This window comes from Dorea hominis (assembly GCF_014287705.1).
Taxonomy (GTDB): Bacteria; Bacillota; Clostridia; order Lachnospirales; family Lachnospiraceae; genus Dorea_D; species Dorea_D hominis.
Map to the genome: position 1 here is coordinate 58,800 of NZ_JACOOY010000006.1, position 16,675 is coordinate 75,474.

At 40.7% G+C, this 16,675-nt stretch carries 14 protein-coding genes; 13 read left to right on the top strand and 1 reads right to left on the bottom strand.

The annotated features are described in order from the left end of the window. Positions 1 to 161 precede the first annotated feature (161 nt). The 13 genes from H8S07_RS06085 (at position 162) to H8S07_RS06145 (ending at position 14,599) form a co-directional block, all read left to right on the top strand. Positions 162 to 1,451 carry a Na+/H+ antiporter NhaC family protein gene (locus tag H8S07_RS06085; protein WP_243059850.1) on the top strand — a complete coding sequence of 430 codons (1,290 nt, stop codon included), beginning with the start codon at positions 162 to 164 and terminating at the stop codon, positions 1,449 to 1,451. Positions 1,452 to 1,487: 36 nt separating this feature from the next. Then, complete coding sequence (mtnK, locus tag H8S07_RS06090; RefSeq protein ID WP_021860539.1) at positions 1,488 to 2,693, top strand: S-methyl-5-thioribose kinase; 1,206 nt, start codon at positions 1,488 to 1,490, stop codon at positions 2,691 to 2,693. A 65-nt stretch (positions 2,694 to 2,758) separates the two neighbouring features. Further along, positions 2,759 to 3,814: an S-methyl-5-thioribose-1-phosphate isomerase gene (locus tag H8S07_RS06095; RefSeq protein WP_117537962.1), complete on the top strand. Its 1,056-nt coding sequence runs from the start codon at positions 2,759 to 2,761 to the stop codon at positions 3,812 to 3,814. A 62-nt stretch (positions 3,815 to 3,876) separates the two neighbouring features. Next, complete coding sequence (locus tag H8S07_RS06100) at positions 3,877 to 4,260, top strand: OsmC family protein (RefSeq protein ID WP_021860541.1); 384 nt, start codon at positions 3,877 to 3,879, stop codon at positions 4,258 to 4,260. 61 nt (positions 4,261 to 4,321) lie between these two features. Further along, on the top strand, positions 4,322 to 5,272 hold the full coding sequence (locus tag H8S07_RS06105) for a 2-hydroxyacid dehydrogenase (protein ID WP_118288275.1): 951 nt from the start codon (positions 4,322 to 4,324) through the stop codon (positions 5,270 to 5,272). Between the two features lie 30 nt (positions 5,273 to 5,302). After that, positions 5,303 to 6,742 carry an FGGY-family carbohydrate kinase gene (locus tag H8S07_RS06110; protein WP_186855665.1) on the top strand — a complete coding sequence of 480 codons (1,440 nt, stop codon included), beginning with the start codon at positions 5,303 to 5,305 and terminating at the stop codon, positions 6,740 to 6,742. 59 nt (positions 6,743 to 6,801) lie between these two features. After that, positions 6,802 to 7,458, top strand: a complete 657-nt coding sequence (locus H8S07_RS06115; RefSeq protein ID WP_117537961.1) for an L-fuculose-phosphate aldolase — start codon at positions 6,802 to 6,804, stop codon at positions 7,456 to 7,458. A 393-nt stretch (positions 7,459 to 7,851) separates the two neighbouring features. Then, the gene (locus tag H8S07_RS06120; RefSeq protein WP_186855666.1) at positions 7,852 to 9,375 is read left to right on the top strand and encodes a D-alanyl-D-alanine carboxypeptidase family protein; all 1,524 of its coding nucleotides are present in this window, start codon (positions 7,852 to 7,854) and stop codon (positions 9,373 to 9,375) included. Positions 9,376 to 9,651: 276 nt separating this feature from the next. After that, on the top strand, positions 9,652 to 11,142 hold the full coding sequence (locus H8S07_RS06125) for a sodium-dependent transporter (protein WP_186855667.1): 1,491 nt from the start codon (positions 9,652 to 9,654) through the stop codon (positions 11,140 to 11,142). A gap of 19 nt (positions 11,143 to 11,161) precedes the next feature. Continuing rightward, on the top strand, positions 11,162 to 11,284 hold the full coding sequence (locus tag H8S07_RS06130; protein WP_021860547.1) for a MetS family NSS transporter small subunit: 123 nt from the start codon (positions 11,162 to 11,164) through the stop codon (positions 11,282 to 11,284). A 376-nt stretch (positions 11,285 to 11,660) separates the two neighbouring features. Continuing rightward, positions 11,661 to 12,593 carry a cysteine synthase A gene (cysK, locus tag H8S07_RS06135; protein WP_021860548.1) on the top strand — a complete coding sequence of 311 codons (933 nt, stop codon included), beginning with the start codon at positions 11,661 to 11,663 and terminating at the stop codon, positions 12,591 to 12,593. A gap of 178 nt (positions 12,594 to 12,771) precedes the next feature. Further along, positions 12,772 to 13,203, top strand: a complete 432-nt coding sequence (locus H8S07_RS06140) for an RrF2 family transcriptional regulator (RefSeq protein ID WP_186855668.1) — start codon at positions 12,772 to 12,774, stop codon at positions 13,201 to 13,203. Between the two features lie 475 nt (positions 13,204 to 13,678). Next, positions 13,679 to 14,599: a LysR family transcriptional regulator gene (locus H8S07_RS06145; protein ID WP_118288280.1), complete on the top strand. Its 921-nt coding sequence runs from the start codon at positions 13,679 to 13,681 to the stop codon at positions 14,597 to 14,599. On the opposite strand, the gene H8S07_RS06150 is transcribed toward H8S07_RS06145, so the two are convergent. After that, a complete protein-coding gene (locus H8S07_RS06150) occupies positions 14,574 to 16,643 on the bottom strand; it encodes a sigma-54 interaction domain-containing protein (RefSeq protein WP_243175975.1) in 2,070 nt (689 codons plus the stop codon). The two genes, H8S07_RS06145 and H8S07_RS06150, sit on opposite strands and share 26 nt — an antisense overlap. Positions 16,644 to 16,675 lie beyond the last annotated feature (32 nt).

The following is a 16,675-nucleotide window of genomic DNA, read 5'->3' on the forward strand; positions in this document are numbered from 1 at the left end:
ATCAAAATTCAATTCAAGCGAACGTTATTGTTAATGAAGAAACGGATACAAAACAAAAGACCACAAGATAATCCAGGAACTTCATTAAAAAAAGAAAATACATATAACGTTAAGAAAGGAAGAGTAAAATGGAAAACGCTAACAACAAGAAAGGAAGCTTTATGGGGTTATTACCTCTGGTAATATTCCTGGTAGTTTATTTCGCAATGGGCATCGGAACCGGAGATTTCGGTAACTTCCCATTAATGATCGGTATCTTTTTAGCATCCGGAATTTCATTATTTATGAAAAGCCCGGTAGCTGAGAAAAAAACATTTACAGAGAAAATGGTTATGTTCTGCAAAGGTGGCGGAGATGACACGTTGATCCTGATGGTAATCATCTACATGCTGGCCGGAGCATTCTACGGAGTAGCAAGCGGAATGCACGCAACAGATACAGTAACAAACATCGGTATTTCAATTTTGCCGACCAACATGATCCTTCCGGGATTATTCTTAATCGGTTGTGTACTGAGTTTCTCAATGGGAACTTCAATGGGAACTGTAGCAGCCTTGATGCCAATCGGAATTGATATCGCATCTAAAACAGGCGTAAGCTTAGCACTTGTTAGCGGTATAGTAGTAGGTGGAGCAATGTTCGGTGATAACCTTTCCTTCATTTCTGATACAACAATCGCAGCAACAACAACACAGGGAATTGGAAACAAAGAAAAATTTAAAGCAAACATTTTCATGGTTGGACCTGCTGTTATCATTACAGTAGTAGCACTTGCATTGTATCCGATTGATGCAACTAAGATTTCCGCAGGCGGAGCAATCAACTTTGTGAACTTAGTTCCTTATATTTTAATCATTGCATTATCTCTGGCAGGAATGCATGCAGTAATGGCTATGACAATTTCCGTTATTTCCGGAATGGTTATCGGAGTTTTCCACGGAGATTTCTCATTTGTAAAATCATTCACGGTTGTACACGAAGGTATGATGGGTATGCAGGACATGGCAGTCATCGCTATCTTCGTAGGTGGTCTTGTTGCAATCATGCAGTATCTGGGTGGTATCGACTGGTTGCTGAACAAACTGGCTAAGGGAATGAAATCCAAAGTAGGTGCAGAACTTAGTATCGCAGCACTTGTAAGTTTAGTAGACGTAGCAACAACAAACAACACAATTTCAATCATCGCTGTTGGACCGATCGCAAAAGATATCTCAGAAGAGTTTGATATCGCTCCGGCAAGAACAGCCAGCATTCTTGACCTGTTCTCATCTGCATTCAATGGTTTAACACCATATGCAGGACAGTTACTGACAGCCGGTGCTATGGCTAAGATCGCTCCTGTAACTATTATGCCATATGTATGGTATGACATCCTCATGATCATTTTCGGTGTAATCTTTATTGTCATCGGATGGCCGAAATTCAAAGGAAAAGCTGCAAAAGCAAACTAAGAACAGAAATTAAAGACAGAAAGCAGGAATTTAAAAATGGATAAATATTCAAAGCATTTTTTGCTGAATGTTGATACAGCAAAAGAATATGCAGTAGAAAAAGTTGGATATTTTAAAGAAGACGAAAAATTAGAAGCAATCGAGATCGGTGATGGAAACATCAACTATGTATTTAAAGTCTGGAATCCGGAAACAGGAAAATCTCTGATCATCAAACAGGCAGATACCGTTCTTCGTTCATCAGGAAGACCGCTTGATATGCATCGTAATAAAATTGAAGCAGAGATTCTTGGTATTGAAGGAAAATTATCAGAAGGATTTGTTCCGGAAATTTACCTCTATGATGAGAACATGTATGCATTATCTATGGAAGATATTTCCGCTTACAAGAACCTTCGTACAGAGATGGCAGCAGGTAAGACTTTCCCGAAACTTGCAGATGATATTGCAACTTTTATGGCAGATACGCTGCTTCCAACAACAGATCTGATCATGAACAGAGCAGAGAAGAAAGAAAAAGTAAAATTATTTACAAACCCGGAACTTTGCGATATTTCAGAAGATCTGGTATTTACAGAACCATACTATGATTACAAGGGACGTAACATCATCCTGGATCAGAATATGGATTTTGTAAAAGAAAAACTCTATGGAGATGAAGACCTGCATGCAGAGGTAGGACAGCTTCGTGATGACTTTATGAATCATGCACAGGCACTGATCCACGGAGATTTACATTCAGGTTCTATTTTCGTAAATCAAGAAGGAACAAAGGTAATCGATCCTGAATTTGCATTCTATGGACCAATGGGATATGATATCGGTAATGTAATCGGAAACCTGTTCTTTGCCTGGGCAAACAAATACTACACAGATTCTGAAAATACAGAATTCCTGACATGGATTGAGAAGACAATCGGAGAAGTTACAGATAAATTCAAAGAGAAATTCTCAGCAAAATGGGATGCGCTTGTTGAATTCCCGCTGTACAAGACAGAAGGATTCAAGAAATATTACACAGACAAAGTAATGGCAGATTCCTTTGGATATGCCGGAACAGAAATCATCCGTCGTGTCGTTGGAGACTCAAAAGTAAAAGAAGTTACTTCTGTTACAAATGTTGACCAGAGAGTACCGATGGAGAGAGCTTTGATCCAGATTGGTATTAAGCTGATCAAGGAAAGAAGAACTCTGAAAGACGGAGCAGCAATCAAAGCTGTGGGTAAAGAATATTTAAAATAAGTAAAGAAATCACTTTCCGGGCTGGTAAAACGGTCCGGAGGGTATCTATAAGAAAAGGAAGATGTATGATGGAAAGATGTGATCAGGATTTGGCATTCATGCTCCAGTATGAAAATGTAGCATGGTATGAGAATGGAAAAGTAAGAATATTAGACCGTAGAATTTATCCTACAGAGGTAAAATTTGTTGAGTGTACAACTTATAAAGAAGTTGCACAGGCAATCACAGATATGGTTACGCAGAGTGCAGGACCATATACAGCAGCTGGTATGGGAATGGCGCTGGCAGCACACGAAGTAGAAGGAAAGACAGAAGAAGAGCAGATCAAGTTCTTAACACAGGCTTCTTATGATATTTCACATGCCAGGCCGACAACAGCAAACCGTATGGGAATTATCACAGAAGGCTGCTTAAAAGTTGCAAAAGAAGCACTTGCAGAAGGAAAAAGTGCAGTAGAAGCATGTTTCAACAGAACTGTTGATTCTCTGAACAGAAGATATACAACAATGGGTAAAGTCGGAGAGAACCTGGCAGCTCTGTTCCCGAAGAACGGAACAATCCTTACACAGTGCTTCGGTGAGACAATCATCGGAATGATGCTTCGTGCAGCAAGAAAGAACAACAACGATATTAAAATCTTCTGTGCAGAGACAAGACCGTATCTGCAGGGAGCTAGACTGACATCTACATGCTGTGCACAGATGGGATTCGATACAACAGTTATTACAGATAATATGGTAGCTTATTCTATGCAGCACAAAGGTATCGATCTCTTTACTTCAGCAGCAGATACGATCGCAAGAGATGGTCATATTGCTAATAAGATCGGTACTTTCCAGATTTCCATTCTGGCAAAATATTTCGGAATTCCATACTATGTAACAGGAATCCCGGATGAAGACAAAATGTACGGAAAAGATATCGTTATCGAGGAAAGAGATCCTGCACAGGTACTTTCTTACCGAGGTATCCCGAATACAATTCCGGAAGTAAAAGGAATCTATCCATCATTCGATATAGTACCGCCACATCTCATCAGTGGTGTTGTAACAGATAAAGGTGTCTATGTACCGTATCTGTTAAATGATTACTTCAAAGGTGAAGTGAAAGACTTCTACTAAAATTAAAACATTATAGCCGGGACTTTTGCCCCGACTTTAGATAAAGAAAAGAGGTAAGAGCAATGGTTACATGTATGAATAAAGAGAGAAAATATGGCTCTGTTATTTCTAACGGAAAAGTTTCCGTAGACTGTGACAATCCGACAGAATATGGCGGAGACGGATATGTATTCGGTCCACACGATTTTATCGAAGCCGGATATGCAGCATGTTTGGACGTATGCGCACGTAAGATCTGTGAAGCAGATGGAATTGAATTTAAAAAAGTTATTGTAACAGTAGCACTTGATTATCACGATGATAAAAAAACATACATCAGACACAAGATCGAAGTTACAGGAGTTCCGAAAGAAGTATCCGAAGATGTAGCGAAGAGAGCTTATGATGATTGTCTTGTGAAAAGTAATCTTTCCAAAGAACTTGTATTTGAACCACTTGGAGAGTAGATTTAATAGGAAATAGAAACGACAGCGAACAGGAGAAGAATAAAAAGGAGAAAATGCTAAAATGAAATTATTAATCAGAGCACCTTTTATTGAAAGTGAAAGAAAAAGACTTGAAGCTTATTTTGATGAGATTGTATATGATCCGTGGACAACTACCGGAGAGCGTTATTATGAAGATGAGATGCTGGAAGTTCTGAAGAAAGAACAGCCGGACGCACTGATCACAGAGCTTGACCGTGTAACAGAAAAGGTATTAAACGGATATGACAAACTGATTTTCATCGGAGACTGTCGTGCAAATCCGGCAAATATTGATGTAGAAGCATGCAAGAAAGCAAATATACCGGTTCTCTGCACACCGGCAAGAAATGCACAGGCTGTAGCAGAGATGCTGTCAGGACTTCTTGTAAGCTATATGCGTAACCTGGTTCCGGCAGTACAGTGGATCAAAGACGGTAAATGGGTAGAAGGAACAACTCCTTACTACACATGGATGGGAAACGAGCTTTGCGGAAAGAAAGTCGGATTCGTCGGCTTTGGAGCAGTTGGAAAACATGCAGCTAAGATCCTTGAAGCATATGGCTGTGAGATTTCTTTCTATGATCCATTTGTAGATTTTGTAAAAGACAGCTACAAGAAATGTGAACTGGAAGAGATTTTCAAGAATTCAGATATCGTTTCTATTCATCTTCCGGTGCTTGACAGTACTAAGGGAATGATCAATGCAGATTTATTTGCAAAGATGAAAGAAACAGCTATTTTCGTAAATACAGCAAGAAGTGCAGTTGTAGATGAGCCGGCTCTGATGGAAGTATTAAGAAATAAGAAGATCCGCGGAGCAATCCTGGATGTTTTGGAAGTTGAACCTCCGACAGAGGAAGCACTGGAGATTGCAAGACTGGACAATGTACTTCTGACACCACATATCTGCGGTGCAACTTATGAAGTAACAGATCATCAGTCAAGAATTCTGGCTGACCGCATCGATGCATGGATGAAGGAAAATAAATAATTTAATTCAGTTAAATAAGGAGAAAAGCAGATGGAAACAAATTATCTGGTTGTAGATATGGGAACCGGAAATTCCAGAGTAGGACTTGTCAGTGCCGATGGAACCATCTGGGGAATTCGAAATTACGAAAATCAATATTACAAAGATAAACAGTATGAAGATGCACAGTATTTTCTCCCGGAAGAATGGGAACAGAATCTTTTAGACGGCTGTAAAGAGCTGCTGGAGGAGTTTCCGGATCATCCGGTACGTGCGATCACTTCATCCGGAGCCCGAGAAAGTATTGTCCTTTATAATAAAGAAGGAAAGGCTTATCTGGGACTTCCGAATATTGATAACAGAGGCCGTGCATGGATGGCAGAGATTGAAGACTGCACATTCATTTATGAAAAGACCGGTCGCTGGGTAACAGAAGACTTCCCGGCAGCAAAGCTGATGGGATACCGCAAAAAATACCCGGAAGAGTTCGAGAGCATTGCAAAGATCACAAGTCTTAGTGAATGGATCGGAGAGATGTTCACTGGAAAACTGGTCATTGAACCGTCACAGGCATGCGAGACACAGCTCTTTGATATCGAAGAAAAAGACTGGTCCGAAAGACTCTGTAAAGACTATGGAATTTCCATGGACATTCTGCCGGAGATCGCCAAAGCCGGAGATAGCCTTGGCACGATTAAGAAAGAAATGGCAGATGAGCTGGGAATCAGCAACGATGCAGAATTCATCGTCGGCGGAGCTGATACACAGATTGCGCTGAAGAGTGTTGGAATGGGTGTCGGAGATGTTGCGGTAGTATCCGGAACGACTTCGCCGGTTGCAACAATCACAGATTATAAATATTATGACAAACAGGAGCGCTGCTGGACAGATTCCAACCTTGGCGGGGATACTTACCAGGTTGAGACAAACCCGGGCGTTACCGGACTGAACTATCAGAAGATGAAAGCTTTTCTCTTTCCGGATACTTCTTATGAGGAGTTGGAAGAAGAGATGGCAAAACAGACCGAGTATTTATGTACCGCGTCTTTTTCATCCTTATATTTCTCAGAGAAACGTTCTCTGAAAAAGGGTGGATTTGTCATGAAAGCACCATTTGACGCAACGATGAAACCAATCCATCTGATCTGGGCAGTCGTAGCTGATATTGCATGTTCTATCTATGTACAGTACAGAAGTCTGTGCGAGATGACAGGACATGAGAAAGAATACATTTTAGGATGTGCAGGTGGTTTCCAGTCGAAGATGTTATGCCAGCATTTGGCAGATCTGACAGGAAAGAAACTGATCATCCGGGACGGATTCAGCCAAGCATCCATCAATGGCTGCTTAAGAATCTGTAATGCATATTACGGAATTGAATCCGAAAAAGAGACAGAGCAGGCAGAAACGATTTACACACCGAAAGAGGACAGCCTGATTCTGGAATATTACAAAGAATGGTTGAAAAACCGTCAGATGTTAAATCCTTAAGGGAGTTAGCATAGATTATGAAAAAGAAACAGAAATTAATGAAGAAAGAGGGAAAAACAATGTTAATGCAGGAAGAAAGAGAACAGATTGTAGAATATGGTAAAAAGATGAGCGCTGACAGACTGACATCCGGAACAAGCGGAAACATCAGTATTTATAACGCAGAGAAAGGTTACATGGCTATTAGCCCTTCAGGAATCGGATACTTCGATGTAAAACCGGAAGATGTAGTTATCATGGACCTGGATGCTAATATCGTAGATGGAGACAAGAAACCATCAAGCGAGTGGGCACTTCATACAGCAATGTACAAAACAAAACCAGAATGTAGAGCCGTTGTTCATACACACTCTATGTACTGTACAGTATTTGCAACACTTCGTCAGCCACTGAGAGCAGCTCACTATGTAATCGCAGATGCCGGTGTAGATGAAGTACCATGTGCTCCGTATTGCACATACGGAACACCGGAGCTTGCGAAAGCAGCTTCTGATACAATCGGTGACAGCAACGCAGTTCTGCTTGCTAACCACGGTATGCTCGCTTGCGGCGGAAGCTTAAAGAGCGCTTATTCTCTGGCATGTGGAATGGAATTCTGTGCTGAGTTAGAGTACCGTACAAAGACAATCGGTGGTCCTGTATATCTGTCTAAAGAAGAAATGGCAGAAGTACTGGAAAGCTTTAAGAGCTACGGACAGCCGAAAAAGAAAAACTAATTTATCCGACAATTCACATTTTAAAATAATATAAATAACCCTCCATTCCCTTAATATACATTGTATAATTAGAGAAGGGAACCCCTTAAATAAAAGAGCCACCGCGAAAGCGATGGCTCTTGCCCTTTTTGCGAGTGCTTTGCGGTGAAATGGGGACAGGGCTTTTTGAAATGGGGACGGGGCTTTTTGAAATGGGGACAGGGCTTTTGAAATGGGGACAGGGCTTTTGAAATGGGGACGGGGCTTTTCTCAAAAAGCCCCGTCCCCAGAAGCTGCCAGCGGCAAGGTTTGAGAAGTGAGAAAAATGTGGTATAATGAACAAAACTGTCGAAAGTCTGATTTGGACGCATACGGGGAACGGCAGAGAACAGTAAACGAAGGTAAGGGCAATATATGTTTAATAGGAAAAAAATAGGAAGAAGATGTCTGGCAGCGCTTCTTGCACTGTCTTTATGCCTGGGACCGGTGGTGCAGGCAAATGCAGCGAGAACAAACAGTTCAGCAACTGCAAAAACTACAGCCGCGAAAAAGACCGGAAAAAAACGCAAAACAAAAAAGAAGCTGACACCGGAACAGCAGCGGGAAAAAGAATTAAAGAAAGTCTATAAGATGAAGATCCAGTCGAACCAGATCAAGGGCTGGCCGAAAGGACCGGGGACTTACGGAGAGTCCGGAATTGTGATGGATGCCGGTACAGGTGCGATTCTATATGCAAAAAACATTGACACACACGAATATCCGGCGAGTATCACAAAGGTGCTGACAGCATTGGTTGCACTGGAGAATGGCAAGATGGATGATCCGGTTATATTTACAAAAGACTGCGTGTCATTTATTCAACCGGGCGATTCCTCCATCGGGCTGAAAAAAGGGAATAAGATCACGCTGGAACAGGCGTTGTATGCGACACTTCTTGCATCGGCAAATGAAGCTGCGTACGCAGTCGGGGCAAATGTCGGTAAAAATGCCGGACATGATTACAACTGGTTTGTGCAGCAGATGAATGTAAGATGTAAAGAACTGGGTGGAAATAATTCTCATTTTGCAAATACGAATGGTCTGCATGATCCGAATCATTATACGTGCGCCAGAGATATGGCACTGATTGGAAGAGAGTTGTTCAAACATCCGGAATTTTTCAAGATTGTACAGACACTGAATTACACAATTCCAAAATCAAAGACGGTAGAGAAACACGAATTTTACCAGAAGCATAAGATGTTATGGCCGGGTGGCTCTTATTATTATAAATATGCAGTCGGCGGAAAGACCGGATTTACATCAGATGCACTGGCAACATTGATCACGATGGCAAAAAAAGGCGATACGAAACTCGTCTGTGTTGTGATGCGTACACACGGAAGAAATATTTTCCCGGATACGAGACATTTATTCGATTATGCATTTAAAAATTTCAAAAAGACTCCGGTTTCCGGCAATGAGACATCAAAAGATGTCGGGGAGATTCTTGCCGATGAAAACAGCGGTTATGTCATGCTGCCAAAAGGGGTAAAATTTTCAGATCTGAAGATGAAGATGGAAGTAGACAAGAGCATGCCGTCCGAAGCAACATTGACTTATACTTACAGAGACAATCTTGTCGGAAGTGCAAGAGCGAAGCTGAGCCAGTCTTATCTGGATGCACACAAGGCAAAAGTTGAGCCAAAATCATCTGTGAAAAATCAGAGTAAAGTTACAAAACCTGGCAAAACTGAGAGGATGATTAAAAATAAAGACAAAAAAATCCTTCCGGAGAAAATCTGGAAGCAGCTTGCAGCCAAATATCAGCAATACGGAAGAACGAAGAGTTATGAACTCGCCGGGCTGGTGGCTGTTCTGATCGTACTGATTCTGCTGTTTATTGCGCGTTTGATTAAGATGCGACGGTTTAAGAAAAAGCGGAAGAGGAAACGGTAAAGGAGAATGGCATATAAGAAATACTAATACCTAAAATTAAAAAATGTAATATTTATATTGACTTTTGAATCCGTGAACGTTAAAATAAAATCAATCAGTGATTAGAAAATTCGGATAAATCGGATAAATCAGAAAAAACTGTAATTATCTACAAAAAATACTGATTAGAAAGAAAAATTAGAATACACACGGAAGTTTTACGGTTGCGAAAGAAACAGGTGGTAGGAAAGAAATTAGAGCTTCTGACGAGTGTAGTATTCGGACGGAGGTTTAATTATGGAACAGAAACAAGAAAAGTTTAGTACCATAGGTTACATTGCAGCCGCTTTAGGTATGTGTATTGGTACAGGAAATGTCTGGCGATTCCCACGAGTATGTGCGGCGAATGGTGGAGGAGCATTTATTTTAGCCTGGACGATTGCAATGCTGATTTTTGCAGTACCGCTTCTCTCAACGGAGATGGCAATTGGTAAGAAGACCCGGCTTGGATGTATCGGTTCTTTCCGTAATGTTGGTGGAAAGAAATATACATGGATGGGATTTTTCGTGGCAGCAGTTTGTTTTTTCCTGATGAGTTATTATTGTGTACTTCAGGGATATTGTATGAAATATGCGGTAAATTCAGTTACCACATTTAAAGCGAATCTGACAACCGAGACTACATCAGCAATGTGGACAGCATTTACAGATTCTAAATGGCAGGTTATTTTATTCCACGCAATCGGATTTGCAGTTGCATGTTTTATCGTTTATCAGGGAATTGCCGGTGGTATCGAGCGATTCTGTAAAGTAGCGATCCCGTCATTATTTGTCATTCTTGTCGGACTTGCAATTTACGCAGTTACATTAAATGGAGCAAGTCAGGGACTGCAGTATCTTTTTACAATTAAGAAAGAATATCTTCTCAGTCCGAATACATGGATCCAGGCATTTATCCAGGCAGCATGGAGTACTGGTGCCGGATGGGGATTCATTATTACATATGCAAACTATGTTGGAAAAGATGAAGACGTTCCGACAAGCTGTCTGATCATGGGACTTGGTGATAACCTTGGAGCCATCCTTTCAGCACTTGTAGTAATTCCTGCAATCTGTGCACTTTCTGCAACGCCGGAAGCAGCAAATGAGGCACTTAGCCAGGGTAACTTCGGACTTACATTTATTTATATTTATCAGTTATTTACAACAATTCCGGGTGGAAGATTTATTTCATTTATTTTCTTCGGACTGCTTGCAATTGCAGCTATTACATCACTGTTCTCAATGATCGAGGTCGGTGTCAAATGTGTAGTTGACCTTGGCGTATCCCGTAAGAAAGCAGTTGTTGGTGTTTGCTTTGCAGGATTCCTTGTAGGATGTTTCTCATGCTGGTCATTAATCAACATCGATAATCAGGACTGGGTATGGGGAATTGGACTTTTAGTAAGTGGTGCATTTATTGCAGTGCTTGCATGGAAATATGGAGTAGAAAAATTGCGTACAGAAGAAGTCAATGCAAAAGGCGCAGACGTACATTTACCAAAAGCATACTATACTGCATGTATGTATATTATTCCTGTTTTAGTAGTAGGAATGGTTGGCTACTGGCTTCTTCAGACAAAAGAATGGTTCCCGAATACATGGCTGAATCCATTTATTATTCAGGATAATACGGGAACAGTATTACTTCAGTTTGCAGTTGTTATTGTTGTAGGTATTGTACTTTCCAAATTCTTCAATAGTAAAACTGCAAAAGGCGAGATGAAAGAAGACGAGATCGCAAAATAATAGAAAGAAGGTATGTGTTATGACGATGGATGCAATTATTATGATGGTAATTACAATTGTAGGATATGTTGGTGGATTTGTTTACTTTCTTTCAAGAGTGTTTAAAAAAGAAAGAATGAAAGCAAAAGAGCAGAGTAAATAAGTGTTTATAAAATAAGAGCGGTGCACATATGAGTGTATCGCTTCTTTTTTTGAATAAAACCTATTGACATAGTAGGTTTATAGTGATAGTATACTTTACATGAAGAAGAGATAAGGAGATGAACAAGATGATCAGAAACTGTAGTGCAGTGAGAAAACACTGGCGAATGTTAGTTTATCAATTGTGCTGTGTGGCAAGGTGTTGCAGCCGATGTTGCTGCCCACAGTTTTAAGATGAAGTATCATCGCATATTTTATATAGGAAGATGCCATAAAACCATTCGTGTGCAAGCACATCATAGTTTTAGGCTTTTGCCCCTGGCATCATAGAAGAAAAACGTAGAACGGTTACAGATAAATAGAAAGAGGGATTTAAAATGGCAAATATTTATAAAGGAACATTAGGATTAATTGGAAACACACCACTTGTAGAAGTAGCAAATATTGAGAAAGAATTAGGTCTGGAAGCAAAAGTACTTGTAAAATTAGAGTATTTCAACCCGGCAGGAAGTGTAAAAGACAGAATCGCAAAGGCAATGATCGAAGATGCAGAGAGCAAAGGACAGTTAAAGGAAGGTTCTGTGATTATTGAGCCAACATCTGGTAATACTGGAATCGGACTTGCATCCATCGCAGCAGCCAAAGGATATCGTATCATTCTTACAATGCCTGAGACAATGAGCGTTGAGAGAAGAAATATTCTGAAAGCATACGGTGCAGAGTTAGTGCTGACAGAGGGCGCGAAAGGAATGAAAGGAGCAATTGCCAAGGCCGAAGAGCTTGCAAAAGAGATTCCGAACAGCTTCATTCCGGGACAGTTTGTAAATCCTGCAAACCCTGCTGTGCACAAAGCAACAACAGGACCGGAGATCTGGAAAGATACAGATGGTGAAGTTGACATCTTTATCGCAGGTGTCGGAACCGGAGGAACACTGACAGGAACCGGTGAATATCTGAAAGAGCAGAAACCGGAAGTGAAGATCGTAGCATTAGAGCCAGCTTCTTCACCGGTATTATCTGAAGGAAAGAGCGGAGCACATAAGATTCAGGGAATCGGTGCCGGATTTGTACCGGACGTACTCAATACATCTGTATACGATGAGATTTATAAAGCAGAAAATGAAGATGCATTTGCAGCAGCAAAACTGCTTGCCAAGAAAGAAGGCGTACTGGTAGGTATTTCTTCAGGAGCAGCACTTCATGCAGCAATCGAATATGCGAAGAAACCAGAGAATAAAGGCAAGACAATCGTAGCATTACTGCCAGATACAGGTGACAGATATTATTCAACACCATTATTTACAGAGTAAATAACCTGCGAAGTAAGTAAAACATTTGCTGAGCGGAAATGCCTGTAAAAGTGAGTAAAACATTCGCCGGACAGGCATAATCATAAAGTAGATACCATGAGTAGAAATACAGAGTAAACCTAAAATGTTTACTCTGTATTTTGCCAGTTAAAAATAAAAGATAAAGGATTGGGGTAATATGAAATTTTCGAAAAGAAGCCGCTATGGCATACAGGCGTTAATAGATCTGGGGATATATGCAAAAACGGAATGTGTACAGTTAAAGGATGTGTCGGAGAGGAATGATATTTCCGCCAAATATTTGGAGCAGATATTTACTGCGCTCAGAAAAGCAGGATTTGTAAAAAGTATCAAAGGTCCACAGGGCGGATATCTGCTTGGAAAATTACCGGAGGAAATTCGCATATCTGATGTAGTTGAAGCGATGGATGGAAGCTATGAACTGGATGAAGAAGTGTCCGAACTGCCGACTGCACAGGTGATTCAGAGATGCATTATCAATCCGGTCAATGAGCAGACCAATCAACTGCTGCGGGGACTGACCTTAAAAGGATTAGTGGAAAAGACAGAAGAGATTACTGCGTATTCAGCGGAGATGTACTATATATAAACACCAGAGTAACTATTCAGGACTCCATAGAATAAGAAAAGATGATATGTCATGCTTGTATGTAAATAGCATCTTTTCTTATTCGAAAGGTGACTCGAATGAGTCACCGCCCCGATATGAGCAAAATGAGCTGCGAAGCAGCGAAAGAGCACGTAGTGACGTGCGAATTTGCGAATATAGCGGTGGAGTCCAGAATAAAAATGGCTTAGTGACTTGCCACAATATGAGGATAAAAGCAGGGTGTAGCCCTGCGATATCCGAATATTGTGCAGGATTGTGGAAGTGCATAGCACGGAGCAATCCGTAAGGTGTTTATATATAGGAAACAGAAAAATAGAGTCACCGCCCCGATATGAGCAAAATGAGCTGCGAAGCAGCGAAAGAGCACGTAGTGACGTGCGAATTTGCGAATATAGCGGTGGAGTCCAGAATAAAAATGGCTTAGTGACTTGCCACAATATGAGGATAAAAGATTATGACATTAACACAACTTCATTATATTATTACAATTGCACAGACTAAATCTCTGAATAAAGCAGCGGAGCAGCTGTTTGTCTCTCAGCCGTCGCTGACCAGTGCGGTAAAAGAACTGGAGAAAGAGCTTGGAATCACATTATTTTACCGAAGCGGACGTGGAGTTACGCTGACGAATGACGGAACTGAATTTTTATTATATGCGAAGCAGATTTATGGACAATATGAAACCGTAATGGAAAAATACAGCGGTGGTGGCAGCTATAAGAAGAAATTTGGTGTCTCCACACAGCATTATTCTTTCGCTGTCAAAGCGTTTGTAGATATGGCAAAAGCTTATGATATGTCACAGTATGAATTTGCAATCCGGGAGACGCAGACCAAAGAAGTCATTCAGGATGTCAGTACGATGAAGAGCGAAGTCGGCGTTCTCTATTTGTCAGATTTCAACCGTAAATCTATGACAAAATTATTTCGCTCCGCGGGACTGGAATTTCATCATCTGACCATTTGCCAGGCATATGTATATTTGTGGAAAGGACATCCGCTGGCAAACGAAGAATCTATTTCTTTTGAGCAGCTTGGCAAATATCCGTGCCTTGCATTTGAACAGGGAGATGACAGTGCATTTTATCTTGCAGAAGAAATCCTGTCTACGAATGAATATCCGCAGATCATCAAGGCAAATGATCGTGCAACGATGCTGAATCTGATGATCGGATTGAATGGGTATACGCTGTGCTCCGGCATCATCTGTGAGGAACTGAACGGTGATGAGTATCGCGCAGTTCCATTTAAAGATGATGAAATGAACCCGAACAGTGAGATGGAGATCGGGTATGTCACAAGGAAAAACTCTATTTTAAGCCGCATGGGCGAGCATTATATAGAAGAGATTAAAAAGTATCTGCGGATTGAGTAGCCAGTCTGAATTGCTGTACTCCGGCGGAAGTCAGTGATGTTCCGCCGCGTCCTCTGGAACTTTTAATCCAGTTTTTTTCATGTAAATAATCAAAAGCTTTTTTTATCTCATGTTCGGTATAGTCATAATTTAGTTCTTTTAATATTTTCATCCGCCCCATTGGCTGTTGGTAGAGAAGAGACAGAATGCGCTGACATAAAGTTTCTTCTCTGGAAAACAAATCGGAAAATTCCACAGAAGAATTGGAAATAGGTGAATCCTTTTGTGAATGTATGAGATCTGTCTGGGAGGTTGTAATTATTTTTTTGTTGTATCCAGGTGGAAGATCATCCGGTGTTAAAGCTCTGGAACCCATGTATGCCATATATTCAATACAGTTTTGTAATTCGCGGATATTTCCCTTCCATGAATAAGACAGCAAAAGTTCCTGTAGCGCAGGCGTGATAGAATGATGGATTTTAAAACTTTTCAAAAAATGTTCGGACAATGGCAGGATATCATCGATACGTTCTCTGAGTGGCGGGATCACGAGTGTAAACATACTGATACGGTAATACAGATCCAGACGGAAGAGTCCCTGTTCGATCATGTCCGAAAGGTTTCGGTTTGTTGCCGTGATGATCCGTACATTGATCGGAATCGTCGTGCTGCTTCCGAGCTTTCGGATTTCCTGTTCCTGCAGAACACGAAGGAGCTTCGCTTGCAGAATGACAGGCATTTCGCCAATTTCGTCGAGAAATATGGTTCCGTTTTGCGCAAGTTCAAATAAGCCTTTTTTACCACCGCGTTTTGCACCGGTAAAGGCACCCTCTTCATAACCAAAAAGTTCACTTTCCAGTAATTCATTTGAAAGGGAGGCACAGTTGAGTGCGATAAATGGATGAGCACTGCGTGCAGAATACTGGTGCACAGACTGAGCGAACAGTTCTTTCCCGGTTCCGCTTTCTCCGTTGATAAGAATCGGAAAATCTGTAAGAGCCATTCGTTTGGCTCGTTGGATACAGTCTTTCATAACACTGCTTTTACAGATAATATCAGAAAACTGATATTTGGCAGCAGCATTTTTATGGATTGATTTTTTTCGGATCTCATGTTCCAGAGATTCGATTTTTTTTGCATCTTTTAAGATAATTAAGAATCCTTTTGTATCTTTGTAAAGTGAAAATATATGCTTGGAAAATGTATATATTTTTTCTTGTTTTTCTAATTTAAAAATATAATTATCCCGTTCTGACGGATCCGTAATCAGTTCCCGGACTTCCATTGGAAGATAACGGATCAGTTCCCGGGTGTCAATAGTCTGTTCGTTCAAATTCATCATAGACAAAAAAGCCTGATTGACAAAAGCCGGATGGTCACTTGTGTTTAAAAAGAGCAGACCATCATCGATCAGGTTGATCGTCAGAGTTAACAGGTCTTTTGTGTTTGAATAGAGATCCAACGGTGCGTGTGAAAAGTCGCTGTTCAAAATTTCTTTCGATGTCTGATACAATTTCTCAAGCAGAGAGTTCGTTTTGATTTCCAGTGCAACCATCACAGACATTAATGTGTCTGCTGAAATCAGACGCCATCCAATGTCGATAACTTTTGTGATATATGATGGGATAAAACGCATCTGTCCCGGAGTGACCGCAATATCAACACTGTAAGTTTCTGGATTGTCCGGATAAGATGGAACGAAATCAATATGATTGATTCCCAGTTGATAAAGATAAGCAGCCATATCAAACGCAGAAGTACGGTTTGTAGTCATTAACAGGACTTTTGTTCCGGGTACGATATTCATGAGCTTTTTATAACCAGTATTTGAAATTGCTTTTACGCCATGAATAATAATTGGTTCATCGTCAAAATGTTTAAGTATTTCTTCATTATTAATCGGAGAAAGAGCAAGAACAGCATCAGCTTTCAGGTGTTCGCCGATTCCATCTGTAATTGTATGTGTTTCCAGCTCGAATAATCCACCAAAAAAATCTAAAAGTTCCTGGCGGTAATGCATGGCATTTAATAAATCGTAGGTAATTAAAATCAGCTTTTTCTTCATTGAATTCCCATCCTTCTTTGAATATAATGGAT

Bases quoted from the DNA above. Each gene is read 5' to 3' on its own strand.
- H8S07_RS06085 (WP_243059850.1), top strand. From the start codon at position 162: ATGGGGTTATTACCTCTGGTAATATTCCTGGTAGTTTATTTCGCAATG.
- mtnK (WP_021860539.1), top strand. From the start codon at position 1,488: ATGGATAAATATTCAAAGCATTTTTTGCTGAATGTTGATACAGCAAAA.
- H8S07_RS06095 (WP_117537962.1), top strand. From the start codon at position 2,759: ATGATGGAAAGATGTGATCAGGATTTGGCATTCATGCTCCAGTATGAA.
- H8S07_RS06100 (WP_021860541.1), top strand. From the start codon at position 3,877: ATGGTTACATGTATGAATAAAGAGAGAAAATATGGCTCTGTTATTTCT.
- H8S07_RS06105 (WP_118288275.1), top strand. From the start codon at position 4,322: ATGAAATTATTAATCAGAGCACCTTTTATTGAAAGTGAAAGAAAAAGA.
- H8S07_RS06110 (WP_186855665.1), top strand. From the start codon at position 5,303: ATGGAAACAAATTATCTGGTTGTAGATATGGGAACCGGAAATTCCAGA.
- H8S07_RS06115 (WP_117537961.1), top strand. From the start codon at position 6,802: ATGTTAATGCAGGAAGAAAGAGAACAGATTGTAGAATATGGTAAAAAG.
- H8S07_RS06120 (WP_186855666.1), top strand. From the start codon at position 7,852: ATGTTTAATAGGAAAAAAATAGGAAGAAGATGTCTGGCAGCGCTTCTT.
- H8S07_RS06125 (WP_186855667.1), top strand. From the start codon at position 9,652: ATGGAACAGAAACAAGAAAAGTTTAGTACCATAGGTTACATTGCAGCC.
- H8S07_RS06130 (WP_021860547.1), top strand. From the start codon at position 11,162: ATGACGATGGATGCAATTATTATGATGGTAATTACAATTGTAGGATAT.
- cysK (WP_021860548.1), top strand. From the start codon at position 11,661: ATGGCAAATATTTATAAAGGAACATTAGGATTAATTGGAAACACACCA.
- H8S07_RS06140 (WP_186855668.1), top strand. From the start codon at position 12,772: ATGAAATTTTCGAAAAGAAGCCGCTATGGCATACAGGCGTTAATAGAT.
- H8S07_RS06145 (WP_118288280.1), top strand. From the start codon at position 13,679: ATGACATTAACACAACTTCATTATATTATTACAATTGCACAGACTAAA.
- H8S07_RS06150 (WP_243175975.1), bottom strand. From the start codon at position 16,643: ATGAAGAAAAAGCTGATTTTAATTACCTACGATTTATTAAATGCCATG.